This window comes from Pseudomonas sp. NPDC087697 (assembly GCF_044743155.1).
Taxonomy (GTDB): Bacteria; Pseudomonadota; Gammaproteobacteria; order Pseudomonadales; family Pseudomonadaceae; genus Aquipseudomonas.
The window spans coordinates 40,986-66,763 of sequence record NZ_JBIUVW010000010.1; the positions used below are offsets into that span (position 1 = coordinate 40,986).

At 61.9% G+C, this 25,778-nt stretch carries 24 protein-coding genes; 18 read left to right on the top strand and 6 right to left on the bottom strand.

Translation table 11 applies throughout. From position 1 onward, the window contains the following. The first annotated feature begins 281 nt into the window (after positions 1-281). The 9 genes from ACIPIN_RS10065 to ACIPIN_RS10105 all read left to right on the top strand — a co-directional run bounded on the left by ACIPIN_RS10065 (position 282) and on the right by ACIPIN_RS10105 (position 8,294). Positions 282-1,307, top strand: a complete 1,026-nt coding sequence (locus tag ACIPIN_RS10065; protein ID WP_401117980.1) for an ABC transporter substrate-binding protein — start codon at positions 282-284, stop codon at positions 1,305-1,307. Further along, positions 1,304-2,248, top strand: coding sequence for an ABC transporter permease (locus ACIPIN_RS10070; protein WP_401118151.1), 945 nt, complete (start codon positions 1,304-1,306; stop codon positions 2,246-2,248). Before ACIPIN_RS10065 ends, ACIPIN_RS10070 begins: the two co-directional genes overlap by 4 nt. Before the next feature lie 6 nt (positions 2,249-2,254). Then, positions 2,255-3,064, top strand: a complete 810-nt coding sequence (locus tag ACIPIN_RS10075) for an ABC transporter permease (protein ID WP_401117982.1) — start codon at positions 2,255-2,257, stop codon at positions 3,062-3,064. Between the two features lie 17 nt (positions 3,065-3,081). Further along, the gene (locus tag ACIPIN_RS10080) at positions 3,082-4,236 is read left to right on the top strand and encodes an ABC transporter ATP-binding protein (RefSeq protein ID WP_401117984.1); all 1,155 of its coding nucleotides are present in this window, start codon (positions 3,082-3,084) and stop codon (positions 4,234-4,236) included. Positions 4,237-4,334: 98 nt separating this feature from the next. Further along, on the top strand, positions 4,335-4,820 hold the full coding sequence (locus ACIPIN_RS10085) for a flavin reductase family protein (RefSeq protein ID WP_401117986.1): 486 nt from the start codon (positions 4,335-4,337) through the stop codon (positions 4,818-4,820). A gap of 36 nt (positions 4,821-4,856) precedes the next feature. Beyond that, positions 4,857-5,900, top strand: a complete 1,044-nt coding sequence (locus ACIPIN_RS10090) for an LLM class flavin-dependent oxidoreductase (protein ID WP_401117988.1) — start codon at positions 4,857-4,859, stop codon at positions 5,898-5,900. Between the two features lie 64 nt (positions 5,901-5,964). After that, positions 5,965-6,117, top strand: a complete 153-nt coding sequence (locus tag ACIPIN_RS10095) for a hypothetical protein (protein ID WP_401117990.1) — start codon at positions 5,965-5,967, stop codon at positions 6,115-6,117. Between the two features lie 132 nt (positions 6,118-6,249). Next, on the top strand, positions 6,250-6,927 hold the full coding sequence (locus ACIPIN_RS10100; RefSeq protein WP_401117992.1) for an isochorismatase family cysteine hydrolase: 678 nt from the start codon (positions 6,250-6,252) through the stop codon (positions 6,925-6,927). Between the two features lie 5 nt (positions 6,928-6,932). Continuing rightward, the gene (locus tag ACIPIN_RS10105; RefSeq protein WP_401117994.1) at positions 6,933-8,294 is read left to right on the top strand and encodes a purine-cytosine permease family protein; all 1,362 of its coding nucleotides are present in this window, start codon (positions 6,933-6,935) and stop codon (positions 8,292-8,294) included. A 66-nt stretch (positions 8,295-8,360) separates the two neighbouring features. On the opposite strand, the gene ACIPIN_RS10110 is transcribed toward ACIPIN_RS10105, so the two are convergent. The 3 genes from ACIPIN_RS10110 to ACIPIN_RS10120 are packed head-to-tail and all read right to left on the bottom strand — an operon-like array spanning position 8,361 to position 10,830. Then, positions 8,361-9,122, bottom strand: a complete 762-nt coding sequence (locus ACIPIN_RS10110; RefSeq protein ID WP_401117996.1) for a PAS domain-containing protein — start codon at positions 9,120-9,122, stop codon at positions 8,361-8,363. Beyond that, positions 9,123-9,782 carry a response regulator gene (locus ACIPIN_RS10115; RefSeq protein ID WP_401117997.1) on the bottom strand — a complete coding sequence of 220 codons (660 nt, stop codon included), beginning with the start codon at positions 9,780-9,782 and terminating at the stop codon, positions 9,123-9,125. Next, on the bottom strand, positions 9,751-10,830 hold the full coding sequence (locus tag ACIPIN_RS10120) for a sensor histidine kinase (protein WP_401117999.1): 1,080 nt from the start codon (positions 10,828-10,830) through the stop codon (positions 9,751-9,753). Before ACIPIN_RS10120 ends, ACIPIN_RS10115 begins: the two co-directional genes overlap by 32 nt. Positions 10,831-11,122: 292 nt before the next feature. Here ACIPIN_RS10120 and ACIPIN_RS10125 point away from each other — a divergent pair, with 292 nt between their 5' ends. The 9 genes from ACIPIN_RS10125 (at position 11,123) to folD (ending at position 22,229) form a co-directional block, all read left to right on the top strand. Next, positions 11,123-11,635, top strand: a complete 513-nt coding sequence (locus ACIPIN_RS10125; protein ID WP_401118000.1) for a dimethylamine monooxygenase subunit DmmA family protein — start codon at positions 11,123-11,125, stop codon at positions 11,633-11,635. Continuing rightward, positions 11,632-12,561 (top strand): PDR/VanB family oxidoreductase, encoded by a 930-nt coding sequence (locus tag ACIPIN_RS10130; RefSeq protein ID WP_401118001.1) that lies wholly within the window; start codon positions 11,632-11,634, stop codon positions 12,559-12,561. The genes ACIPIN_RS10125 and ACIPIN_RS10130 overlap by 4 nt, the downstream gene beginning before the upstream one ends. Before the next feature lie 9 nt (positions 12,562-12,570). After that, positions 12,571-13,587 (top strand): heme-dependent oxidative N-demethylase family protein, encoded by a 1,017-nt coding sequence (locus ACIPIN_RS10135; RefSeq protein ID WP_401118003.1) that lies wholly within the window; start codon positions 12,571-12,573, stop codon positions 13,585-13,587. 37 nt (positions 13,588-13,624) lie between these two features. Beyond that, positions 13,625-14,755, top strand: coding sequence for an aminomethyltransferase family protein (locus ACIPIN_RS10140; RefSeq protein WP_401118004.1), 1,131 nt, complete (start codon positions 13,625-13,627; stop codon positions 14,753-14,755). Positions 14,756-14,799: 44 nt separating this feature from the next. After that, complete coding sequence (gene purU, locus ACIPIN_RS10145) at positions 14,800-15,666, top strand: formyltetrahydrofolate deformylase (protein WP_401118006.1); 867 nt, start codon at positions 14,800-14,802, stop codon at positions 15,664-15,666. 70 nt (positions 15,667-15,736) lie between these two features. Beyond that, positions 15,737-17,104, top strand: a complete 1,368-nt coding sequence (locus tag ACIPIN_RS10150; RefSeq protein ID WP_401118007.1) for an NAD(P)-binding domain-containing protein — start codon at positions 15,737-15,739, stop codon at positions 17,102-17,104. A 15-nt stretch (positions 17,105-17,119) separates the two neighbouring features. After that, complete coding sequence (locus ACIPIN_RS10155) at positions 17,120-19,462, top strand: DUF1989 domain-containing protein (protein ID WP_401118009.1); 2,343 nt, start codon at positions 17,120-17,122, stop codon at positions 19,460-19,462. Positions 19,463-19,537: 75 nt separating this feature from the next. After that, the gene (locus ACIPIN_RS10160; RefSeq protein ID WP_401118011.1) at positions 19,538-21,217 is read left to right on the top strand and encodes an APC family permease; all 1,680 of its coding nucleotides are present in this window, start codon (positions 19,538-19,540) and stop codon (positions 21,215-21,217) included. A 73-nt stretch (positions 21,218-21,290) separates the two neighbouring features. Further along, entirely contained in the window at positions 21,291-22,229 is a 939-nt protein-coding gene (folD, locus tag ACIPIN_RS10165; protein WP_401118013.1) for a bifunctional methylenetetrahydrofolate dehydrogenase/methenyltetrahydrofolate cyclohydrolase FolD, read from the top strand. A gap of 53 nt (positions 22,230-22,282) precedes the next feature. Here the strand turns inward: folD and ACIPIN_RS10170 are convergent, their stop codons facing one another. From ACIPIN_RS10170 to ACIPIN_RS10180, 3 genes are all read right to left on the bottom strand, one after another. Continuing rightward, positions 22,283-23,608 carry an ammonium transporter gene (locus ACIPIN_RS10170; RefSeq protein WP_401118014.1) on the bottom strand — a complete coding sequence of 442 codons (1,326 nt, stop codon included), beginning with the start codon at positions 23,606-23,608 and terminating at the stop codon, positions 22,283-22,285. Positions 23,609-23,730: 122 nt separating this feature from the next. Next, on the bottom strand, positions 23,731-25,074 hold the full coding sequence (locus tag ACIPIN_RS10175; protein WP_401118016.1) for an FMN-binding glutamate synthase family protein: 1,344 nt from the start codon (positions 25,072-25,074) through the stop codon (positions 23,731-23,733). Positions 25,075-25,094: 20 nt separating this feature from the next. Continuing rightward, positions 25,095-25,778 carry a protein glxC gene (locus tag ACIPIN_RS10180; RefSeq protein WP_401118018.1) on the bottom strand — a complete coding sequence of 228 codons (684 nt, stop codon included), beginning with the start codon at positions 25,776-25,778 and terminating at the stop codon, positions 25,095-25,097.

A 25,778-nucleotide genomic window follows, 5' to 3' on the forward strand; every position in this document is an offset into this window, starting at 1 on the left:
GGGGCTTATCCCTGTAACCCACGCAGGCCGCTGCCCGTCGGTATGACGGTACAAAAACCCGCTTTTGGCTGATAGCCGGTACGGCAAAATGCTTGCACAAAGTTTGGAATACCATAATATGATATTCCATAGACCGGACGCGTTAGCCAAGTGCCCCCGCCAGGGAAAGCACCAATAACAGCCCTTGGCACGGTCGCCTTTAGAGGCCAGATGGACCTACTGCTCCCGATAGGCGGGCACTAAAAAGCCCGCTCAAAAACACAACAAATGAGGGCGTGAAAATGGTGTTGAACAAACGTGTAACCGCAGTACTGTTCGCGGGTTTACTGGCCACGGCCAGTCACGTGGCAATGGCGGCTGAAAGCGTCAACTTCGTCAGCTGGGGTGGTAGCACTCAGGATGCGCAGAAGCAGGCCTGGGCCGATCCGTTCAGCAAGGCCAGCGGTATTACCGTGGTCCAGGACGGCCCCACCGACTACGGCAAACTCAAAGCCATGGTCGAAAGCGGCAACGTGCAGTGGGACGTGGTCGACGTCGAGGCGGACTTCGCTTTGCGCGCAGCGACCGAAGGCTTGCTCGAGCCCCTCGATTTCTCCATCATCCAGCGCGACAAGATCGACCCGCGATTTGTCTCCGATCACGGCGTAGGTTCGTTCTTCTTCTCCTTCGTCCTCGGCTACAACCAGGGCAAGCTCGGCTCCGGCAAACCCCAGGACTGGTCCGCGCTGTTCGACACCAAAACCTATCCCGGCAAACGCGCCCTGTACAAATGGCCGAGCCCCGGCGTGCTTGAACTGGCCCTGCTCGCCGATGGCGTAGCGGCTGACAAGCTCTACCCGCTGGACCTGGACCGCGCCTTCAAGAAACTCGACACGATCAAGAAAGACATCGTCTGGTGGGGCGGCGGTGCCCAGTCGCAACAGTTGCTGGCCTCCGGCGAAGCCAGCATGGGGCAATTCTGGAACGGTCGGATCCATGCCCTGCAAGAGGATGGCGCACCGGTTGGCGTGAGCTGGAAACAGAACCTGGTCATGGCCGACATTCTGGTGATCCCGAAAGGTTCGAAAAACAAGGCCGCAGCCATGAAGTTCCTGGCCAACGCCAGCAGCGCCAAAGGTCAGGCTGACTTTTCCAACCTGACCGCCTATGCGCCGGTCAACGTCGACAGCGTGGCGCGCCTGGACTCGGTGCTGGCCCCGAACCTGCCGACTGCCTACGCTAAGGATCAGATCACTCTAGACTTCGCGTACTGGGCCAAAAACGGTCCGGCCATCGCGACACGGTGGAACGAATGGCTGGTCAAATGAAAATGACGGCCACTGCGTCCCGTCACTCCACGCAAGCCGGGAGCGCCCATGGCGCTGCCGGCTCGGCTCCTGGCAAGGCGGCTGTGATGAAGCAACCCCCTTCTCTGGCGCAGCGCTGGCGTGGCGCCGGCAATCTGGTGCCCGCCCTGCTGTTCCTCGGCCTGTTTTTCCTTGCGCCGCTGATCGGCCTGCTACTGCGTGGCGTGCTTGAGCCAGAGCCGGGTCTGGGTAACTACCAGCAGCTGTTCGCCAACTCGGCCTATACCAGGGTCTTGCTCAACACCTTCTCGGTGGCCGGACTGGTGACCCTGTTCAGCCTTCTGCTGGGCTTCCCCCTCGCCTGGGCGATCACGTTGATCCCCCGTGGCTGGGGCCGCTGGATCCTCAACATCGTGCTGCTGTCGATGTGGACCAGCCTCTTGGCCCGGACTTATTCCTGGCTGGTGCTGCTGCAAGCCTCTGGCGTGATCAACAAGGCGCTGATGGCGATGGGCATCATCGATCAGCCGCTGGAGATGGTGCATAACCTGACCGGCGTGGTGATCGGCATGAGCTACATCATGATCCCGTTCATCGTCCTGCCGCTGCAGGCCACCATGCAGGCCATCGACCCGATGATCCTGCAGGCCGGCTCGATCTGCGGTGCCAGTCCCTGGACCAACTTCTTCCGGGTGTTCCTGCCGCTGTGTCGGCCGGGGCTGTTCTCTGGTGGTCTGATGGTGTTCGTGATGTCCCTTGGGTACTACGTCACTCCGGCATTGCTGGGCGGCGCGCAGAACATGATGCTGCCGGAATTCATCATTCAGCAGGTGCAGTCGTTCCTCAACTGGGGCCTGGCGAGTGCCGGCGCCGCGTTGCTGATCGTGATTACGCTGGTGTTGTTCTACTTCTACCTGAAGCTTCAGCCGGAATCCCCGGTTGGCGCCAGTAATGCGAGGTAAGCCGTCATGCTCCTGACCCCCAATGCCATGAGCCGGCGCATGCGCTTCGGCCTGTACTTCACCACCGGGCTGATCGCGCTGTTCCTGCTGTTGCCGATCGTGTTCATCGTGCTGCTGTCCTTCGGCTCCTCTCAGTGGCTGGTCTTCCCGCCGCCGGGCTGGACGCTGAAGTGGTACAGCCAATTCTTTTCTAACGCCGACTGGATGAACGCGGCCATGGCCAGTCTCAAGGTCGCGGTGCTGACCACGATCTGCGCCGTGGCGCTCGGCCTGCCGACTGCTTTTGCCCTGGTGCGTGGGCGTTTCCCGGGCCGGGAAATGCTCTACGGCCTGTTTACCCTGCCGATGATCGTGCCGCTGGTGATCATTGCGGTGGCGGTGTACGCGCTGTTTCTCAAACTGGGCTACACCGGGACGATGTTCGCCTTCGTCGTCAGTCACGTCATCGTTGCATTGCCGTTCACCATCATCTCGATCATCAACTCGCTGAAGCTGTTCGATCAGTCGATTGAAGATGCCGCGGTGATCTGTGGCGCTTCACGTCTGCAAGCGGTGTTCAAGGTGACCTTTCCGGCGATTCGTCCGGGCATGGTAGCCGGTGCGCTATTCGCCTTCCTGGTGTCCTGGGATGAAGTGGTGCTGAGCGTGATGATGGCCAGCCCGACCCTGCAAACCCTTCCGGTAAAAATGTGGACCACCCTGCGCCAGGACCTGACGCCCGTGATCGCCGTCGCCTCGACGCTGCTGATCGGCCTCTCGGTACTGGTCATGGTGATCGCCGCCGCCCTGCGCCGGCGCAATGAAATCAGCGCCTGAGCGCCTAGGAGTACGACATGAGTGCCGTGATCAAAGACCCCGCGCAGCAGAACGACAAACCCCTGGTCAGCCTGCGCAACCTGAACAAGCACTACGGCGATTTCGCCGCCGTGGACAACATCTCGCTGGACATCAAGGACGGCGAATTCCTCACCTTCCTCGGCTCCAGCGGCTCCGGCAAAAGCACCACCCTGTCGATGCTCGCCGGCTTCGAAACCCCGAGCAGCGGCGAGATCCTGGTCAATGCCCAGTCGCTGGTCAACGTACCGCCGCACAAGCGTGATATCGGCATGGTGTTCCAGCGCTACTCGCTGTTCCCGCACCTGTCGGTGCGCGACAACATCGCCTTCCCCCTGGCCATCCGCAAGCTGGCCGCCAGCGAGCGCGAGCGCCGGGTCGACGCCATGCTCAAGCTGGTGCAGCTTGAGAGCTTTGCTCATCGCCGCCCTTCACAACTTTCCGGTGGCCAGCAACAGCGGGTAGCGATCGCCCGAGCGCTGGTCTATGAGCCGCGCATCCTGCTGATGGACGAACCCCTCGGCGCCCTGGATAAAAAACTGCGTGAAGACCTGCAGGACGAACTACGTCAACTGCATCGGCGCCTTGGTATCACCATCATCTACGTGACCCACGACCAGGAAGAAGCCATGCGTTTGTCCCAGCGCATTGCGATCTTCAGCCACGGCAAGATCGTCGGCCTGGGCAGCGGCTACGACCTCTACCAGAATCCACCGAATGCTTTTGTCGCTTCGTTCCTCGGCAACTCCAACTTCCTCAAGCTCAAGGCTCAGGGCAACGCAGCCGCGCGTTTCGAAGGCCAGTCACTGTCGATCCGCCTAACCGCCGGGCTGAAAACCGATCAGGATGTACTGCTGATGGTGCGTCCGGAAAAGGCCCAGGCATTGAGCGTCCAGCAAGCCAGTCAAGAACCCCTGGCAGCAGGCTGGAACGAAGTCTCGGCCACGGTAGGCGAAGTGCTGTTCCTCGGTGAAAGCCAGACCTGCACCGTGATGACCTCGGGAGGCACTTCGATGACCGTCAAGGCGCTCTCCGCCGCTGGCATGCCGCTCAAGACCGGCGACCCGGTGCGCGTACGCTGGGCCACTGCGGATGCTTGCGTGTACACCGAATGGGCAGAAAGCGACCTGAACAAGGCCGCTGGCGCCCACTGATCCGACCTCACAAAAAGCGTTTGCAAACTATGTATTACGGTATACCATCAGACCAACAAAACTATAAAAGCCGTAATACATCGCCAGAGGACCGTCCAATGATCGACGCCACCATCTACAAACAAGTCATGGGTTCGTTCCCGTCCGGGGTGACTGTAATCACCACTCTGGATGACGATGGACAGATCGTCGGTCTGACTGCCAGCGCTTTCAGCTCGCTGTCGATGGACCCGGCCCTGGTGCTGTTCTGCCCCAACTACAGTTCAGATTCCTACCCCGTACTGATAAAGAACAAACGCTTCGCCATCCATGTGCTTTCCGGCGGCCAGCAAACCGAAGCCTATGCCTTCGCCCGCAAAGGCAAGGAGAAGGCGCAAGGAATCGAGTGGACGTTGAGCGAACTGGGCAACCCGCTACTGAGCAACGCCACGGCGATCATCGAATGCGAGCTGTGGCGCGAATATGAAGGCGGCGACCACGCGATCATGGTCGGCGCGGTGAAAAACCTGATAGTGCCGCATCACACGGCTGGCCCGCTGGTGTACTGCCACGGCAAGATGGGCGCCCTGCCCGTGCTTGCCTGAACCGACAGCCAATAATAAAGATTCGAGGTAAGCGTCATGAAATTTTCCCTGTTCGTGCATATGGAGCGCTGGGACGAAAGCGTCAGCCACCGCCAGCTGTTCGAAGACCTGAGCGAACTGACCCTGATGGCCGAGGCCGGTGGCTTCAGCACGGTCTGGATCGGCGAACACCACGCCATGGAATACACCATCTCGCCAAGCCCGATGCCGCTGCTGGCCTACCTGGCCGCCAAGACCACCACCATCCATCTGGGCGCCGGTACCATCATCGCGCCGTTCTGGCACCCACTTCGGGTGGCCGGCGAATGCGCGTTGCTGGACGTGATCAGTAACGGTCGCATGGAAGTCGGCCTGGCCCGTGGCGCCTATCAGGTGGAGTTTGACCGCATGGCTGGCGGCATGCCCGCCTCCTCGGGCGGTCAAGCTCTGCGGGAGATGGTCCCGGTGGTGCGTGCCCTATGGCAGGGCGATTACGCCCACGACGGCGAGATCTGGAAGTTCCCTACCTCCACCAGCGTACCCAAGCCGATCCAGAAGCCAAACCCGCCGATGTGGATCGCCGCCCGCGACCCGGACTCGCACAACTTCGCGGTGGCCAACGGCTGCAACGTGATGGTCACGCCGCTGATGAAGGGTGACGAAGAAGTCCTCGACCTGAAGAACAAGTTTCAGGCCGCCCTGGACAACAACCCCGAAGTGCCGCGTCCTCAATTGATGGTGCTGCGTCATACCCACGTCCACGCGGTCGACGACCCCGAGGGATGGAAAGTCGGGGCCAAGGCGATCTCGCGTTTCTACCGCACATTCGATGCCTGGTTCGGCAACAAGGAAGTGCCGGTCAACGGCTTCCTGGCGCCGAGCCCGGAAGAAAAATTCGCCGGCCGGCCGGAGTTCGAACTGGAGAGCATCCACAAGAGCGCCATGATTGGCACCGCGGAAGAAATCATCCCGCGCATCAAGTACTACCAGGAACTGGGTGTCGACGAGTTCAGCTTCTGGTGCGATAACAGCCTGCCCCACGCGGAAAAGAAAAAATCCCTGGAGCTGTTCATCAAGCAGGTCGTTCCGGCGTTTCGCTGAGTCCGCCTGCCCTGCCCCTCGGACGCGAAGCCGGGGGCCTGACTGACGTGTAGGGTCGATTCCCATGTTCAATGGTCGCCTCCAATCACTCGCCCTTCCCTCCGGTGCCGCGCAGGCGTATCTGCGCGGCGAATGGACCGCTTCGCATATCCATTTCAAACGCCTGCGCGCCAGCGTTGCCGCCAAGCAGAACGGCTTCTGGCAACTAGTTCACTGAGTACAGCTGAACAGGAATCCACGCACCCGACGTCTCGCGATCGCGAAACGTGTTCGGTGCATTGTGCTTCGGCCCGGGTTTGACCGGGCTGGCGGGACGCAAAAGCATCCGGCCCATGATCAGGTTTGCTCAATGAACAATAAAAACGCGCTGTTGATCATCGACATGCAACAGGAGGACAGTTTTGTCCTGGAAAACTTCGACACGACGGTCGCCCACACTGCCGCCCTGCTCGAGACCGCCCGCCGTCAGCGGGTCCCTGTCATCTATACCCGCCATATCAATCAGGCCGACGGCAGTGACCTGCCGCGCGGCGAACCGCGTGCGGCCGACGGTGGCCCGAGCAGTTACCGCGCCGGTACCCGGCAAGTGGAGATCATCGAGCGTCTGGCACCGCGACCAGATGAATGGGTGCTGGACAAAGGCCGTTACAGCGCCTTCCACCGCACCGACCTGGATGCCCGACTCAAGGCCCTGGGGGTCGATACTCTGATCGTCAGCGGTGTATTGACCGATGTCTGCGTGCTCAGCAGCGTGTTCGACGCCTTCGCTCTGGGCTATCACATTCGCCTGGTCAGCGACGCCTGTGCCACGACGACTCTGGCGGGACACTACTCAGCGCTGTTGATACTGGCCAACTGGGTCTACTCACTGGAAATCCTGAACTGCGTCCAATGCCTTCGGGCCCTGGAAGACCGTGACTATCTGAGCATGACTCCCGAGCACCCGGACGTTTTCGCCCACCAGCCTCATGAGTTCGAAAGCACCATCGCCCGTTTACAAGCCCACCTCGTCCGGACTCAGGAGTGATCACCATGCAAGTCGAAAAGAGAAGCATAGATTTCATCCCCGAGGGCGAACGCCATGGCCAACCCGGCTCGCTGTTCTTCATCTGGTTCGGCGCCAACATGAACATCACCACCATCGCGTCCGGCGTGTTGCCGGTGGTGATGGGGCTCAACCTGTTCTGGAGCGCGTTGGCGATCATTATCGGCTCGCTGTTGGGGGCGATTTTCATGGCCTCCCACTCCGCCCAAGGACCAAAACTGGGCATCCCGCAAATGATCCAGAGTCGAGCGCAATTCGGCGTGTTGGGCGCCGTGTTGCCGTTGCTGTTCGTGATGCTGATTTACCTGGGGTTCTTCGTCAGCAACACCTTGCTCGCCGCCCAGGCGCTGGAGTCTGTCAGCCCATTGCCGGCGACGGGAAACATCTACCTGATCGGGGCGTTGTGCTTCGTCGTCGCGCTGTATGGCTATCGCCTGATCCATCGCCTGCAGAAGTGGCTGTCACTGCTCTCGCTGGTGGTGTTTTTTGCCGCCACGCTGCTTGCGTTGCAGTTGCCGATACCTGCTGAACAATGGTTGCCGACGGGTTTCTCGCTGTCGAAGTTTCTGGCGGCGGTGAGCATTGCGGTCACCTGGCAGCTGTCGTACGCGCCGTATGTCGCGGACTATTCTCGCTACCTGCCGAGCAGCACGCCGACCGCCAAAGTGTTCTGGTACAGCTACGCCGGCACGGTCAGCGGCGGTGCCTGGATGATGATTCTCGGCGCAATCCTCAGCGTCGGTATCAGCGATTTTTCCGGCAACGTCGGCGGCCATGTCGTCGGGTTATTCGGCGGCGGCGCGGTGCTGTTGTTCGCCTTCATTCTCTATGGTCAGGTGTCGATCAACGTCTTCAATCTGTACGGGGCGTTCATGTCGACCATCACCGTGATCGAGCCTTTTGCCCAGCTCAAGGTAACGCCTCGGGTACGTGGCCTGTTCATGTTGGTGATCAGCCTGGTGGCCACGGCGTTGTGCACCATCAGTCAGGGCGACTTCATCAACTTCTTCCTCAACTTCATCTTCTTCATGAGCTACTTCCTGATCCCCTGGACGGCGATCAATCTGGTGGACTACTACTGCCTGCGCAAAGGCCGGTACCAGATCGACGACATCTTCGACCTGAACGGAATCTACGGGCGCATCAACGGGATCGCCTGCGGCAGTTTCCTGCTGGCGATTGCCCTGGAAATTCCGTTCATGAACACCACGTTGTACGTCGGCCCGGTGGCCACGGCACTGGATGGCGTGGATCTGGCCTGGATCGTCGGGTTGCTAGTCCCTGCGCTTAGCTATTACTGGCTGATGAAACTGGGCAAGCGCACGCAAGGAATCGGCGAACTGTCTTGATCAACGGCTAAAAACCACAACGCCGGGCGCAATGCCCGGTGTTGTGCCTTCCGTCCAAAACTTCGTTTAACACCCCAGGTCCTGAGCAGCACTGCGCTCGAAAATCGCCCCCTCAATACCCAGCACTTCACGATTGTCGGCATAGATCCCGACACCCTTTTCCCAGACCTGCTTGATCGAATGGTCCGCGCAACGAATCCGGTAGTTGAGTTCGAATGGCTCTTGCCGCGACAAGGCATATTGCACCTCGCGCCAGACGTAATCGGCATCCTGCGCCAGGATCAGGCTGTTGTAGGTGAAGTCATGGTTGTCCACCAGCCGTTCCGGCGGGTAGCCGGTCAGTTGCAGGCAACCGGCACTGACGAACTCCATGGTCCAGTCGCGGTTGTTGCGGCCGCGGTAGATCAGCCCCGGCATGCTGTCCAGCAAGCTCATGCTGCTGCGCTGGCTGGCCTGCAAGGCAATCTCCCGCCGTTTGTGCACGGTGATATCCCCGGCCACCAGATAGAAGCCGCTATTCCCGCGCTTCAGGCCGACCTCAAACCAGCGTAATTCACCCGAAGGGTGGACAAAACGCAGCCGCTGGTTGAAGGACGTCTCGGGACGCCGTCGCAGTTCATGCAAGGCCTGACGCCATAACGAGCGGTCCTCGTGGTGCACATAGTCGATGAGGTTGCGCTCTGGGTCCGGCAGGTCCATCAGCTCGACCCAGGCCAGGTTGAAGTGGGCGATCTGACCGTTATCCCTGAGTTCGAGCAACGCCGCGGGAAAGCGGTCCATCAGGTGCAATGGTGGTGTCTGCACAAACGCCTCTGGTCGTTCCATCATCTAATGGCGCTCCTCGTGTCTCACCGATGCGCCGTTGTGCACCCACGCCGCCAGCTCGAGGCGCGAGTGCAGGCTGAGCTTCTGCAAGAGATTCTTCACATAGATTTTGACCGTGCCATCGCTGATCCCCAGTTCCCGGCCAATCTGTTTGTTGCTCATACCGGCAGCGATCAAGGCCAGGGTCTGTCCCTCGCGCTCGGTCAGGTTGCCGGTGTCGGTCTGATCCGCTCCGCGCACCGGCCCGCTTTGATCGGCGAGCAGAGACACCAGCGTCGAATCCAGAACGATCGCGCCTTTGTTGCAATTACGCATATACGCCAGCAACGCATCGGGTTCGGTCTCTTTAAGCACATAACCGCTGGCCCCCAGGCGCAGGGCCGTCAACAGTTCAGCGCGATCCATCGACGCGGTGAGCACCACCACCTGGCAGTCGAGGCGCAACTGACGCAGTTCATCGAGCACCTGCAAACCGCTCAAGCCCGGCATGTGCAGGTCCAGCAAGACCTGCTGCGGCGCCAGGCTGACGGCCAGGTTGATGCCTTCCCGGCCACTGGCGGCCTGCCCCACCACTTTGAAGTCATCGCTGGCGCCGAACAGCTGCGCCAGACCCTTGCGAAACAACGGGTGGTCATCGATCAGCAATAAGGTCGTGCAGTCCATCAAGACTCCCCTCTGGCAGGTCTGGGTTGCGGGAAAGGCCAAGGTGTACGCGCACCCCGTGGGGGCGAATGGTTTCAATGGATAGCTGGGCGCCAATGCTCGCGGCGCGCTCACGGATAATCGCCAGGCCAAAATGGTTTTCTTCGCCTGACGCGGGGCTCAGGCCGATGCCGTCATCCTCCACCGAGACCGAGACTTCGCCTTCCTGGTTTTGCCGCAACTCGATGCGCACATGCCGCGCGTGGGAATGGCGCACCGCGTTGGCCAGGGCCTCGCGAATGATCTGCAGAATCTGCAATTCGGTTTCCGGGCTCAGGGCATCGTCAGCCAGGCGATTGTCCAGTTCGAAGACGATGATGCAGCGCCGCGAAAACTCCGCCACGGAGTCGGCCAGGGCTTGGCGCAGCGAGCGCCCGTCCATGGTCAGACGGGCGCTGGTGATCAGCTCACGCACCTGGCGCTGTAATTGGCTCAAGCCACCGCGCAGCTCCTGTAATGCCGCCGCTGCCGACTCCGGCTCACCGAGCCGCGACTGCAGCAGGCGCGCCTGGAATGACAAATAGCCCAACTGCTGAGCGACTGAATCGTGCAGCTCACGGGCCAGGGCGCCGTGCTGCGAGGTGGCCTGTTTACGCTGTTGCTCACGCTTGTGCCGCAGCAAACGCACAGTGCCCCCCACCGCCTGCGCCGCCTCCTCCAGCAACTGTCGCCAGGTTCCGCCGACCGGTTGCGGGGTATCGAGCAACAGCAGGCCTTTGTTCGGCCCATCATCCTCCGGCAAGGCACACAACAGGCGGTGCACGCCGCGCTGTCGACAAGGCCCGCAGACCTGGGCCGAGTCAACCACTGCAGCACTGCGCCAAGGGCAACGCGGCTCGTCCTGACAAACACTGACCAGCCCCCGACGTGCCGGCCCGAGGTCCTCGCCGCCAAGGATCAGGTTCAACTTGCAGGTCGGCAGCAGTGCCTCGAAACGGTCAAGAAAACCCGGCAAGGCACCGTCAGCGTGCACCTGGCACAACGGTAACCCGACCAGCAGCCTGCGCACGCTACGCACCTGTTCGGGTCGGATACGTCCAAACCAGCGTGCCCACCACTGCGGTCGCGTTCCCACTGTCGATGACTCCCCGTTCCGTTGCTTGACCCCTCAGTAAAGGCGAGCAACTTCCATGCCCCGAAAGCCCTGCGAGCAAGGGCTATCTCCAAAGAGATAGCCCTTTTTCCGGATTGATATGATTTTCCCCATAGGAAATTATCTTCCTCAACAGGAAACAACGTCCCCCTGCCAACGCCACCTCTCTCGCCCTGAAAACAGGTGCGAAACAGCCAGGAAAGCCAGCATGACGGATAGACACAACACCGCTCCCGGCCGACTTCACAGCCTCCCGCGCTATCGCCAGCCGCTGCCTCGTGAAGCCGCCACCCGGCACATCGTGGTGATGCAATCGGCGGCCGCATGCGCGTCCTTTGTCGGCGAACTTGAACAGCCCCTGGTGCTGAACGGCGAGAACACCGACTTCGCCCAACGTCTGCACCGTGTACTGGTCAACGCGACCGTCGGCAGCCACCTCTACATCATGGGCGATGAGGCCTTTATCTGGCGCATCCACGGTCAGGCGCGCAGTGCCGGTCTGGAGGACGACGAGATCGACATCACCCGCTCGATCTGCGGCGCGCGCCGGGTCTATTGCGTGCACTGCGGGCTGACCCAGACGGCGGGGCCGGAGTCGGTTCTGACCTGCGTCGACTGTGAGGTCGGTCTGGAGGTTCGCGCACACTTTTCCCAACGCCTCGGGGCCTATCTCGGTGTCTGCGCCAACCCCGACCGGCCCCATGCCGGAGCCGGGTCATGAGCGCCGCCCTCAAGGTTCGAGTCAGTGCAGCCAGAATGCTCACCCCGGTGGTCCGCGAAATCACCCTGAAACCCTGCGCTGGCACTCTGCCGGGATTCTCTCCCGGCAGCCATGTGCAGGTGCACCTGCCGCTGGCCGAGGGCAAAGTGCGCAACGCCTATTCACTCACCAGCGACCCCGCGGACAACCGCCATTACCGCATCGCCGTGCGTCTGCAAGAAACCTCACGCGGCGGCTCACACTATCTGCACCGCCACGTCCGGATCGGCGACAGTCTGGAGATCTCGCCACCGGCCAATCTGTTCGCCCTGCACGCCACCGCCAGCCTGCACATCCTGATTGCCGGCGGCATCGGCATCACGCCGTTCATGGCCTACATCGCCGCCCTGGAACAGCGCCAGGCAAATGTCGAACTGCACTACCTGCATCGCCCGGGTCTGAGCGATGCCTACATCGAAGAGCTGCAACAGCGCCTGGGCTCGCGACTGCACACCTACAGCGCCCGCCCGGACCTGGGCCGTATCCTGCGCAGCCGGCCCCTGGGCAGCCACCTCTACACCTGTGGTCCACAACCGTTGCTCGACGCGGTCCGGCAACAGGCCAAGGCACTTGGCTGGCCGCAGAGCCGTGTGCACTGGGAAGCCTTCAGCGCCGCGCAACCGGGACAGCCCTTCGATCTGGAACTGGTGCGCAGCGGCCGGCACCTCAGGGTCGGCGCCGAACAAAGCCTGCTGGAAGCTTTGGAATCCGCCGGGCTACAAGTGCCCAACCTGTGCCGTGGCGGGGTCTGCGGCCAGTGCATGACCCGCCATGTGCACGGCGAAATCGAACACCGCGACCATTTCCTGAGCCCCGCCGAGCAGGCCGAGTTTCTCATGCCTTGTGTCTCTCGCGGCTGCGGCCCTTGCGTTTCGCTGGACCTTTAGGAGTCGACCATGACCATTCAATCGAGCCCCGTGCAGACCTACCGAGACACCTTCAGCTTTCGCAATAGCCCCACAGCCATCCGCCGTTTCCCCTTCCCCTTCACCGAGGACAGCTACCTGTATTCGGTGAACATCGAACCGGCGACGTCCCGTGATCCAGGTTCGATTTACCAGCATGGCTTCGACATCGACGAACACTACCGCTCGGAAATGGCCGAACGGGCGCTGGTGCTGGATCAGGACCCACGCCGCTACCTGGTGATGCCGCACATGCAAGTGGCGGCCTGGGATGCGCTGCAACTGCTCATGGAGAACCTCGCCGCCGATTATCCGCAGTGCTTCACGCTTGTGCGTGACGGTGACCATTGGCACTGGCGCAACCAGGTGCTGGAGATCGATCAGCGCTTTGTCTTCGGCGATGCCACGACCCTGCCCTGCGAGCCACTGGAGTTCATCACCCGTCAGGTCCAGGGCGATTTTGCCCTGCTCGATCAGCGCGATGGCGACCTGTTCATGGACGCCGGCATGGTCACCAGCCCGGCCGACTGGTCCCTGGCCTTCGACGCCGGCATGAGTTTCAAACAGTGGCATTCGCCAGTGCCCATGGCCCACCAGATGGGCGTGTTCGATCGCGCGCTGAAGTACCTGCTCAACCTGCAAGTGGGGCAGCCGGTGAGGCGCCTGAACTGGACCCTGACCATCAACCCGCGCCTGGACTCCTCCCCTGAGACCTTCCATGAATGGGGCGCCGACCGCGGCCGCGTCACGGCCGAGAACGTCGGGCAACAGGTTCATTTGCGGGTCGAGCTGCAAGTAATGGCCCGCCTGCCGCGCAGCAACGCGGTGATGTTCAGCATCCGCACCTACCTGATCAGCATGGACGAGCTGGTCAGCCAGCCCGGTTGGGGCTGCCGCCTGCACCGCGTGCTGCGCGACCTGCCCGAGCCGATCGCCGACTACAAGGGCATGAGCCGTTACCGACAGACCCTGGTCGAGTGGCTGAGCCGCTTCGACCCCGAGGCCTGATCTCTTTTCCCGTTTATCTCCCGACAAGGACCTTCACATGGCTCATTCATGGCGTATTTCTGCACTCGCCGAGCGGCACCGCGCGCTCGGCTCAAACCTGGAAGACTGGAACGGCATGGGCACTGCCTGGACCTACACCAGCGACCTGGCCGATCACCATCAGGCAATCCGCACCCGTGCCGGGCTGATGGACGTCTCCGGCCTGAAGAAAGTCCACTACGTCGGCCCGCACGCCGAGAGCCTGCTGCAATGGGCCACCACTCGCGACATCGCCAAGCTCTATCCCGGCAAATCGGTGTACGCCTCGATGCTCGACGAGGACGGCAAGTTCGTCGATGACTGCATCGTCTACCGCACCGGCCCCAACGCCTTCATGGTGGTCCATGGCGCGGGCAGTGGCCATGAAATGCTGGTGCGTTCGTCCCAGGGCCGGCAGGTGGCGGTGCTGTTCGACGACGACCTGCACGACTTGTCGTTGCAAGGGCCGCTGGCCGTGGACTTTCTCGCCGAGCACGTGCCCGGAATTCGTCAGCTGCCGTACTTTCATCACCTGCAAACCCGCCTGTTCGACCGCCCGGTGATGATCTCGCGCACCGGCTACACCGGCGAACGCGGCTACGAGATTTTCTGCAAGGCCGCCGATGCGCCGGCGCTGTGGGACGCCATCCTCGAACAGGGTGCGGGCCTGGGCATCATCCCTTGCGCCTTCACCGCTCTGGACTGGTTGCGGGTGGAAAGCTCGCTGATGTTCTTCCCCTACGACAACTCGCAGATGTACCCCTTCGCCGACCAGAAGGCCGGCGACACCCTCTGGGAAATGGGCCTGGACTTCACCGTATCCCCGGATAAACACGAGTTCCGTGGCGCCGAAGAGCACTTCCGGCTGCGCGGCCAGGAGCGCTTCAAGATCGCCGGGGTGCTGCTTGAAGGGGTCCGCGCCGCCGAGGCCGGCGACACCTTGTGGCAGGGCAACACGCAGGTCGGGGTGATCACCTGCGGCATGTATTCGCGCCTGAGCAAACGCTCCATGGCGATCGCCCGTATGAGCGTCGCCTGCTCCATTCCCGGCATTGCCCTGCAGGTGCGCGGCAGCCAGGAAAGTGCCGCCGTGATCCACGCCCTACCCTTCGACGACCCGGAAAAAACCAAGCGCACGGCCAAGGGCTGAGCCCTCATCCATTTGACCCAGCCACTTCATCAAGGGGACCTTCGATGGACACCTCCAACGAACATTACATTCTCAAGATCAACTGCCCGGCGGCGTCCGGCATCGTCGCCGCGATCACTACCTGCCTGGCCGGGCAGCAGTGCTATATCAGCGAGCTGGCGCAATTCGACGACGAGTTCACCGGGCAGTTTTTCATGCGCGCAGTCTTCCGTTTCAACACCGGCGTAACCGGTGATATCGGCGCCCTGCGTGAAGACCTGGGCGATCTGGCCGGCGGCTTCGACATGCAGTGGCAACTGTTCAGCTCAAGCCAGCCGACCCGGGTATTGCTGATGGTCAGCAAGTTCGACCACTGCCTGACCGACCTGCTGTACCGCCATCGCAAGGGCGAGATGGACATGCACATCACAGCGGTGGTCTCCAACCACCTGGACCTGCGGGCCATGGCCGAGCGTGAGGGCATCCGCTTCATCTACCTGCCGATCACCAAGGACAGCAAGGCCAGCCAGGAAGCCGAACTGATGCGCATCGTCGAGGACACTCAGACCGATCTGGTGGTGCTCGCCCGCTACATGCAGATTCTGTCCGACGGTCTGTGCCAGCAGCTGTCAGGGCGCGCCATCAATATCCACCACTCGTTCCTGCCCGGTTTCAAGGGCGCCAAACCCTATCACCAAGCCTACGACCGGGGCGTGAAGCTGATCGGCGCCACTGCCCACTACGTCACCAGCGACCTCGACGAGGGGCCGATCATCGAGCAGGAAATCCAGCGGGTCGACCATACCCACCTGCCCGACTCCCTGGTCGCCATCGGCCGCGACACCGAAACCGTCGCCCTTTCCAAAGCCCTGAAATACCACCTGGAACACCGGGTGTTCATCAACCAGGACAAGACAGTGATCTTTCACTGAGCGCGGCTGCTGTTTTTATCTGAAGCGCCGCTGCTGTTTTTATCTGATGCGTACATTACGAGGCACGATCATGACCTTACGCGTGGCAATCATCGGCGCCGGCCCTTGCGGCATGGCGCAACTTCGAGCCTTCCAGTCGGCCCGTGACCAGGGCGCCGACATCCCGGAGCTGGTGTGCTTCGAGAAGCAGAGCGACTGGGGTGGCATGTGGAATTACACCTGGCGCACCGGTCTGGACGAAAACGGCGAAGCGGTGCACGGCAGCATGTACCGCTACCTGTGGTCGAACGGACCGAAGGAATGTCTGGAGTTCGCCGACTACACCTTCGAGGAGCATTTCGGCCGCCCCATCGGCTCATACCCGCCACGAGAAGTACTCTGGGATTACATCAAGGGCCGGGTGGAAAAAGCCGGCGTCCGCGACTACATCCGCTTCAACAACGTGGTGCGCCAGGTGACCTTCGATGAGCGCAGCCAGCGCTTCACCCTGTGCGCCCATGACTACAACAGCGACACCCTCACCTGCGAAGAATTCGACTACGTGATCAACGCCTGCGGCCACTTCTCCACGCCGAAGGTGCCGTACTTCAAAGGCTTCGAACAGTTCGCCGGGCGTATTCTGCACGCCCATGATTTCCGCGAAGCGCTGGAGTTCAAGGGCAAGGACCTGTTGATCGTCGGCAGCAGCTATTCCGCCGAAGACATCGGTTCGCAATGCTACAAGTACGGCGCCCGCAGTATCACCAGTTGCTACCGCACCGCGCCCATGGGCTATGCCTGGCCAGCCAACTGGGAAGAGAAACCGCTGCTGCAGCGCCTGGAAAACAACCGCGCCTACTTTATCGATGGCAGCAGCAAACACATCGATGCGGTGATCCTGTGCACCGGTTACAAGCATCACTTCCCCTTCCTGCCGGACGAACTGAGCCTCAAGACCGACAACCGCCTGTGGCCGATGAACCTGTACAAAGGCGTGTTCTGGGAACCGAACCCGCGGCTGATCTACCTCGGCATGCAGGACCAGTGGTACTCCTTCAACATGTTCGACGCCCAGGCCTGGTATGCCCGCGATGTGATCCTCGGGCGCATCCCGCTGCCGAACCAGACCGAAATGGTCGCCGACAGTCTGCAATGGCATGAGCGGGAGCAAACGCTGGAAACCAACCAGCAGATGTTCGAATACCAGGGCGCCTACATCCAGCAGTTGGTGGATGCGACCGACTACCCGAATTTCGACATCGCCGCAGTCAACGAGACCTTCCTGCACTGGAAGCACGACAAGGCGGAAAACATCATGGGTTATCGCGACAAATCCTACCGATCGCTGATGACCGGGACCCAATCGCCGCCCCACCACACGCCGTGGCTGAATGCCCTGGACGACTCCATGGCGGCGTACCTCGGTGAACCGCCGGCTGCCATCAAGTCGGTCGGCTGACCCGGGAGCCTCATCATGAATGCACCTCGTGTTTCCCGCCCTTGGGAACCCGGACTGTTTGCCCGAGCCCCGGCCCTGGAGCGCTATCGGGTGGCCGTCGGTGGCCTGACTCTGGTTGCCTTGCAGCCCGGCGACAGCCTGCAAGTGATCGACATCGAAGGCCGGCAACCCTGCGATCTGCTGGCCGTGGACACAAGCGGTCGTAGCGCCCTGGCGGCCTGGTCGCTGAGCGGTTCGACGGCCTGCGGCTTTATCGCTGCACGGCTCGTCGAATCAACCTTGCAGGCTCGCAACATCAGCCAGGCCTTGCGCCGACGCGGGATTGATCCACAACACCTGCCCAGCGCCGCCTCACTCTGGGACGAGGACAGCCCCGCCGACTACAGCCGCCGCTTCGTCGCCAGCGATGAGCTGCTGGTGATCGTCGCCGCGCCCGCCGGGCCAACCGCCATCGACCGGCAGTACCGGCCCAGCGAACTGCGGCTACTGGTGACACGGGCCAACTCCTCGCCCTTGTTGCTCCCCGCCCTGCCCGAACCGCTGGGCGAGTTGCTCGACGAATTCACCATAGGCGCCGGCACCGCCCGCAGTTACACCGTCGGCAAAGGGCAGTATGTGCAGGTGCTGGACGTCGCCGGCCGACAATGCTCGGACTTCGTCGCCCTCGATCGGCGGGCGCTGGATCGCGGTCTGGAACTGGATCTGGACCAAACCGTCACCCGCACCCTGAACGGCAGCGCCTACCCCGCACCGGGGCTGTTCTCGAAGTTCTTCGACCGGCAGATGCAGCCGATGCTCGAGGTGGTGCGCGACACCGTCGGCCGCCACGATTCCTTCGCCCTGGCCTGCGCTGCGCGCTACTACGAAAGCCATGGCTACTTTGGGCACGACAACTGCAGCGACAACCTGAGCCGGGCCTTGGCGCCCCACGGGGTCGAGGCTCGCAGCGGCTGGCCGGCGATTAATTTGTTCTTCAACACCGGGATCGACGCCCACCAGCAGCTGACGCTGGACGAGCCCTGGTCGCGTCCCGGCGATTACGTGCTGCTGCGGGCCATGACCGATCTCCTGTGTGGCAGCACCTCGTGCCCGGACGACATCGACCCGGCCAACGGCTGGAATCCGACCGATATCCATATCCGCGTCTACAGCGAAAAGGAGCGTTTTTCCATCGCCATGAGCACTCGAACCACGGCCGATGCCGACCCGATCCTCACCCGTGAGTCAGCGTTCCACTCACGCACCAGCCGCTTGACCGGCAGCTTTACGGACTACCGCAACTGGTGGCTACCCCTGCGTTACGACGGCTATGGCGCGGTCGAGGAATACCTCGGTTGCCGCGAACGCGTCGCTGTGATGGACCTGACCGCCCTGCGCAAATTCGAAATCATCGGCCCCGATGCCGAAGCCTTGCTGCAGTACTGCCTGACTCGCGACGTGCGACGCCTGGCGGTCGGTCAAGTGGTGTACTCGGCGATGTGCCACGAACACGGCGGCATGCTCGACGACGGCACCCTGCTGCGCCTGGGGCCAGACAATTTCCGCTGGATCTGCGGCGAGGACTACGCCGGGGTCTGGCTGCGCGAACAGGCGCAAAAGCTCGGCATGAAGGTCTGGGTCAAGTCCGCCAGCGAACAAATCCACAACCTGGCGCTCCAGGGTCCCCTGAGCCGTGAGCTACTCAAGCAGATGGTCTGGACCCCGCCTACCCAACCAAGTCTGGAAACCCTGGGCTGGTTCCGTTTTCTGGTGGGCCGACTGGACGGTTACGACGGCTGCCCGCTGATGATTTCCCGCACCGGCTACACCGGCGAACTGGGCTATGAAGTCTGGTGCCAGCCCGAGGATGCCGGGCAGGTCTGGGACCGGATCTGGCAGCTCGGCCAACCCTTGGGCCTGGTGCCTCTGGGCCTGGAAGCCCTGGACATGTTGCGCATCGAAGCCGGGCTGATTTTCGCCGGTTACGAATTCAACGACCAGACCGATCCCTTCGAAGCCGGCATCGGTTTTTCCGTGCCGCTGAAAAATAAAACCGATGACTTCATCGGTCGCGAGGCCCTGCTGCGCCGCAGCGCCCATCCCGGTCACAAGCTGGTGGGCCTGCAATTGAGCGGTAACGAAGGCGCACACCACGGTGACCCGGTGTACCGCGGCCGGGCCCAGGTCGGGGTGATTACCAGTGCCTGCCGCTCGCCCCTGCTGGCCAGCAACATCGCGCTGTGCCGGGTGGACGTGGCCTGCGCCGACGTCGGCACGGAGTTGGAGATCGGCAAAGTCGATGGCCTGCAGAAGCGCATCAGCGCCAGGGTCACCGCGGCGATTTTCTACGACCCGGACAAGAGCCGGGTCCGCAGTTGATCGACCTCATGAGCACGTGCGCCACCTGACTTTGACTGCCCCACTACAACTCTACTCAGACATGGGATTACGAAGATGGAAGCGACTACGTTCGAGACCGTACCGCAGGCCGCCAGCTCAGTCGGCAGCCTGCACCGCAAGATCGATTGGCGCGGGGCTTTCTGGGTCGCCAGTGGCGTGCCCGCCCTGGTGCTGTTTTCTATCGGCGCGATTGCCGCCACCGTGGGCAAACCGGCGTGGATCGTCTGGATCGTGTCGATCCTGTTCGGGTTTATCCAGGCCTTCACCTACGCCGAAATCGCCGGTCTGTTTCCCCACAAGTCCGGCGGCGCCTCGGTCTACGGCGCAGTCGCCTGGGTGCGCTACAGCAAGCTGATCGCACCGGTCTCTGTGTGGTGCAACTGGCTGGCGTGGTCACCGGTGCTGTCCATCGGCTCGGGGCTGGCGGCCGGTTACATCCTCACCGCACTCTTCCCCGCCGACGCCGTGATCAACACCTGGCAACTGACCCTGCTTGACCTGGGCTGGATCAAGAGTGGCCTGTCGTTGCGCATCAACGCGACGTTTGCCATCGGCCTGTTGATCCTGCTGGCGGTATTCGCCGTGCAGCATGGCGGCATCCTGCGCTCGGCACGCCTGACCCTGGTGCTCGGTGTGACCTCGCTGATTCCCTTGCTGCTGGTTGGCGTGGTGCCCTTGTTGACTGGGGATGCAGCCCAGGCCAACTTTCTGCCGCTGTATCCCTTGGCCCATGACGCAGCCGGGCAAGTGATCGACGGCCCTTGGGACATTTCCGGCTGGTCACTGATGGCCGGCGGCCTGTTCATGGCTGCGTGGTCGACCTACGGTTTCGAAACCGCAGTGTGTTACACCCGGGAATTCAAGGACCCCAAGCGTGACACCTTCAAGGCGATCTTCTATGCCGGCCTGCTATGTATTCTGGTATTCACGCTCGTACCGCTGGCATTTCAGGGCAGCCTGGGCCTCGGTCAGTTGGTGACACCGGCGGTGCTGGACGCCAGCGGCGTGGTGGTTTCGCCGGCGGTCTACAGCGGTCTGTTGTCACCGGCAATCTACAGTGGCATGGGCGTCGGCCAGGTCATGGCGGACAGCATCGGCGGCGGCAAGCTGGTGGCCAACATCGTGCTGATCATGCTGATCCTGGCTACGCTGCTGGCGATCATGACCTCGATGTCCGGCTCGTCGCGCACCCTGTATCAGGCGTCCGTGGATGGCTGGTTGCCGAAATATCTGGGCCGCACCAACGAACACGGCGCGCCCACTGCAGCCATGTGGACCGACCTGTCATTCAACCTGCTGCTGTTGCTGATGTCCGACTATGTATTCGTGCTCGCCGCGTCCAACGTCAGCTACATCATCTTCAACTTCCTCAACCTCAATGCCGGCTGGATCCATCGACTGGACCGCCCCGACTGGGTGCGCCCGTACAAGGCTCCGACCATCCTCCTGGCGGCCGGTGGTGTACTGAGCTTCGTCAATCTGGCGTGCATGGGTCTGGGGGCCGATATCTGGGGCGCAGGGACTCTGGTGACCGGTCTGTTGCTGGCACTGTTGATCATCCCGGTGTTCTGCTACCGCCATTACGTACAGGACAAGGGCCGCTTCCCCGAGGCCATGCTAAGTGACCTGTACGTGGAGTCCGGTGCAGAGCTGAAACGCGCCGGCTGGTTACCCTATGCCACCCTGATCGCAGGTGTACTGGTGGTGTACGCTTGCCACCGACTGGTAACCTGAGCCCTTGGTTTCATGTTTCTAATGGACCATCGAGGCGCTACGGCGTCTCGATGATCACCTCGATGCTCTTTCAATGACGGTGACGCATTTGAACAGCAGTACCCCATCACTGGCCCGTGATATCGACGGCAAAGCCATTGCCGCCCGGGTCCTGGAAGAAGTCCGCCAAGATCTTCTGGTCCTGGCCGGCCAGCAGATTTATCCCGCATTAGCGGTCCTGTTGATCGGCGACGACCCGGCCAGCCATGTCTACGTGCGCAATAAACTGTTGCGGGCCAAGGAAGTCGGGATTCGCTCCCTCGAACACCGTTTGCCGGACACCGCCAGCCAGGCGCAAGTGCTGGAGGTGATTGCGCAACTGAACGCCGACGCCACGGTGAACGGCATTCTGGTGCAACTGCCCTTGCCGGCCCATATCGACGAGGCGGCAGTGATCCATGCCATCGACCCGATCAAGGACGTAGACGGTTTTCATCGCGAAAACGTTGGCGGGCTGGTGCAAGGCATGGAGGTACTGACCCCGTGTACGCCTAGCGGCTGCATGCGCTTGTTACAGGAGACCTGCGGTGATTTGAGCGGCTTGCATGCGGTGGTCATTGGCCGTTCGAACATTGTCGGCAAACCGATGGCAACCTTGCTGCTACAGGCCCACTGTTCAGTCAGCGTGGTGCACTCGCGCAGCGTCGATGCCCCGGCGCTGTGCCGACTGGCGGATATCGTCGTTGCGGCGGCGGGTCGTCCAAAGCTGATCGACGCCAGTTGGCTCAAGCCTGGGGCGGTGGTGATCGATGTCGGGATCAATCGCATCACTGACGAGTCCGGCAGCCATCTGGTGGGCGATGTCGACTACGCCAGTGCGCGCACTGTCGCCAGCGCGATCACGCCGGTCCCCGGTGGCGTCGGCCCGATGACCATTGCCTATCTGCTGAAGAACACCCTGATCGCCAGCCAGTTGCAGCGCGTCGCCGCGGCGCGCAAGGGAAAGTCGATCAGTGATGCCGCGTTGCGCTGAGTACAACGAAAACGGCCCACTCGAAGGTGGGCCGTGTCGATCAACAACAGCGATTAGTGGTTGTAAGCACGCTCATTATGCTCGGCCAGATCCAGCCCCATGTCCTCCACCGACTCATCGGCGCGCAAGCCGATCACGGCGTTGATCACCTTGAGAATGACCCAGCTGATGGCAAAGCAGTAAACCGTCGTCAGCAGCACGCCCTTGATTTGCGCCACGACCTGAGCGCCCATGGTCACGCCTTCGACCAACCCGCCCAGGGACGGTACGCAGAACACCCCCGTCAGCACCGCACCGATCATCCCGCCGATGCCGTGCAAGCCGAACACATCGAGGCTGTCGTCATAACCGAAGCGACGCTTGAGCACAGTGACGCTCAGGTAGCAGAACACCCCGCACAACAGACCAATGGCCAGTGCCCCACCAACGCCGACATACGCACATGCTGGAGTGATACCGACCAGACCGGCCAAGGCACCGCTGGCCAGGCCCAGAGCGCTGGGTTTGCCGACCTTGAACCACTCGGTGAACATCCAGCCGAGAATCCCGGCGCAAGCCCCCAGTTGGGTGTTGAGCATGACGATACCGGAGGTGCCATTGAGACCGCCGCCGGAACCGATATTGAAGCCGAACCAGCCGACCCAGAGCATCGCCGCGCCAGCCATGGTCAGGCTCAGGTTATGGGCTGGCATCGGAGTATTCTGGTAGCCCTTGCGCTTGCCGAGCATCAGGCAAGCAGCCAGCGCAGCGACACCGGCATTGATATGCACCGCAGTGCCGCCGGCAAAATCCAGCACGCCCCAGTTATGCATCAAGGCGCCCGAACCGCCCCAGACCATGTGGGCCACGGGGGCATACACCAGAGTGAACCACAACGCCATGAACCACAGCGCCGCCGAGAACTTCATGCGTTCGGCGAACGCCCCGGCGATCAGCGCCGGGGTGATGATGGCGAAGGTCATCTGGAAGGTCACGAACACCCCTTCCGGAATATCGCCCACCAGGCTGGCGGGGGTCATGCCCGCCAGAAAGGCCCGGCTCAGCCCGCCGACAAAACTGTTGAACGTCACCTGCCCCTCGACCATACCGGTGCTGTCGACCACCATGCTGTAGCCATAGATCACCCACAGAACGCCCACCAGGCCGGCGACGCCGAAGCACTGGGTAAACAGCGAGAGCATGTTTTTTGCGCGGACCAGACCACCGTAAAACAACGCGAGGCCCGGCAGACACATGAACAGCACCAGCACCGCCGCCGTCACCATCCAGGCAGTGCTGCCGGTGTTCAAGGTCGGCGTGTCGGCCGCCTGTGCCAGCGGCGCGAGCGTGCTGGCAGCCAATAAGACAAGAAGGGATTTGCCGAGAAGACGATTGACCATGTTCAAAGCTCCTGCAAATGAATGGAAAGTGCCTGGCAGTGAGCAATTGTTATTTCATGGGCCTCTTGGCGGGCCCCTCTAACTGATCGTTCCCACGCCCCTGCGTGGGAACGAACGTCATCTCAGTAACCGGAACCTGAACCGGGAACCCAGTTGGTCCCCGCCAGCGGTACCCGGGCCATGGCGGCCGACTCCACTGTCAGTGCCACCAGATCCTCGGGGTCGAGGTTGTGCAGGTGCGACTTGCCGCAGGCCCGGGCCATGGTCTGGGCTTCCAGCACCAGCACCCGCAGGTAGTTGGCCAGACGCCGACCGCCTTCCACCGGGTCGAGGCGCTTGGACAGCTCCGGGTCCTGAGTGGTGATCCCAGCCGGGTCTCGGCCATTCTGCCAGTCGTCGTAAAACCCGGCGGCCGAGCCGATTTTTTTCAGTTCCTCGTCCAGGCGTGGATGGTTGTCGCCCAGCGCGATCAGCGCCGCCGTACCGATAGCCACCGCATCCGCACCCAATGCCATCGCCTTGGCCACGTCGGCACCATTACGAATCCCGCCGGAGACAATCAGCTGCACCTTGCGATGCATGCCCATCTCTTGCAAAGCTTGTACCGCCTGTGGGATGGCCGACAGAATCGGGATTCCCACGTGTTCGATAAATACTTCCTGGGTCGCCGCAGTGCCGCCTTGCATGCCGTCGAGCACAATCACATCGGCCCCGGCCTTTACCGCCAACTTGACGTCGTAGTACGGCCGACTGGCGCCGATTTTCACGTAGATGGGTTTTTCCCAATCGGTGATTTCCCGCAGCTCGGCAATCTTGATTGCCAGATCATCCGGCCCGGTCCAGTCCGGGTGACGGCAAGCGCTGCGCTGGTCGACACCGATCGGCAAGGTGCGCATACCGGCCACCCGCTCGGTGACTTTCATACCCAGCAACATACCGCCGCCACCGGGTTTGGCGCCCTGCCCCAAGACAATTTCAATGGCATCGGCCTTGCGCAGGTCATCCGGGTTCATTCCGTAGCGCGACGGTAGGTACTGATAGACCAGATGCTGTGACTGACCGCGCTCTTCCGGGGTCATGCCGCCGTCACCGGTGGTGGTGCTGGTGCCGGCGATGGTCGCGCCACGGCCCAGGGCTTCCTTGGCATTGGCCGACAAGGCGCCGAAACTCATGCCGGCGATGGTCACCGGAATCTTCAGGTGGATCGGCTTTTTGGCGAAGCGGTTGCCGAGGATCACATCGGTGCCGCACTTTTCCCGATAGCCTTCGAGCGGGTAGCGCGAAACGCTGGCGCCGAGCAGCAACAAGTCATCGAAATGCGGCAACTTGCGTTTAGTGCCGCCGCCGCGAATGTCGTAGATGCCGGTCTCGGCAGCACGCTGGATTTCCTGGATAGTCAGGCGGTCGAAGGTGGCTGACTCGCGCAGCACTGGAGGGGCTGCTTTTTGGCTAATAGGGTCGCTCATATCTGTTCTCCTCGCGCGGATCAGTACGCGGACGCGTTATCGACTTTGAAGTTGTACAGCTGACGGGCCGAGCCGTAGCGCTTGAAGTCAGCCGCCTTGTAGTCAAAACCGGCACGGTTCAGCAGCCCTTGCAGCTCTTCCAGATGCTCGGAGCGCATCTCTTTCTCGATGCAGTCCGAGCCCAGGGACTCGACGGTGCCCCTCACGTAGATATGGGTCTCGTACAACGAATCGCCCAGCGCATCGCCGGCGTCGCCGCAGACCACCAGACGACCGGCCTGCCCCATGAAACAGCTCATGTGACCAATGCTGCCGCCGACCACAATGTCGATACCCTTCATGGAAATCCCGCAACGCGCCCCGGCGTCGCCTTCAATCACCAGCAAGCCGCCATGGGCCGTGGCACCGGCCGCCTGAGAGGCGCTGCCTTTGACCCGGACGTAGCCGGACATCATGTTCTCGGCGCAACCAACACCGACGTTGCCGTGGACAGTGATCGAGGCCTTTTGATTCATCCCCGCGCAGTAGTAACCGGCGTGGCCCTGAATATCGATGGACACCGCTTCATTCACCCCGACCGCGAGGTTGTGCTTGCCATTGGAATGGGTCACCACCCACTCGCGGTCCTGAACGTTGTTGACCTGGTCGTGCAGCGCCTGATTGAGGTCGCGCACCGAGGCAGTGGAAAGATCGATGGTTTTCAT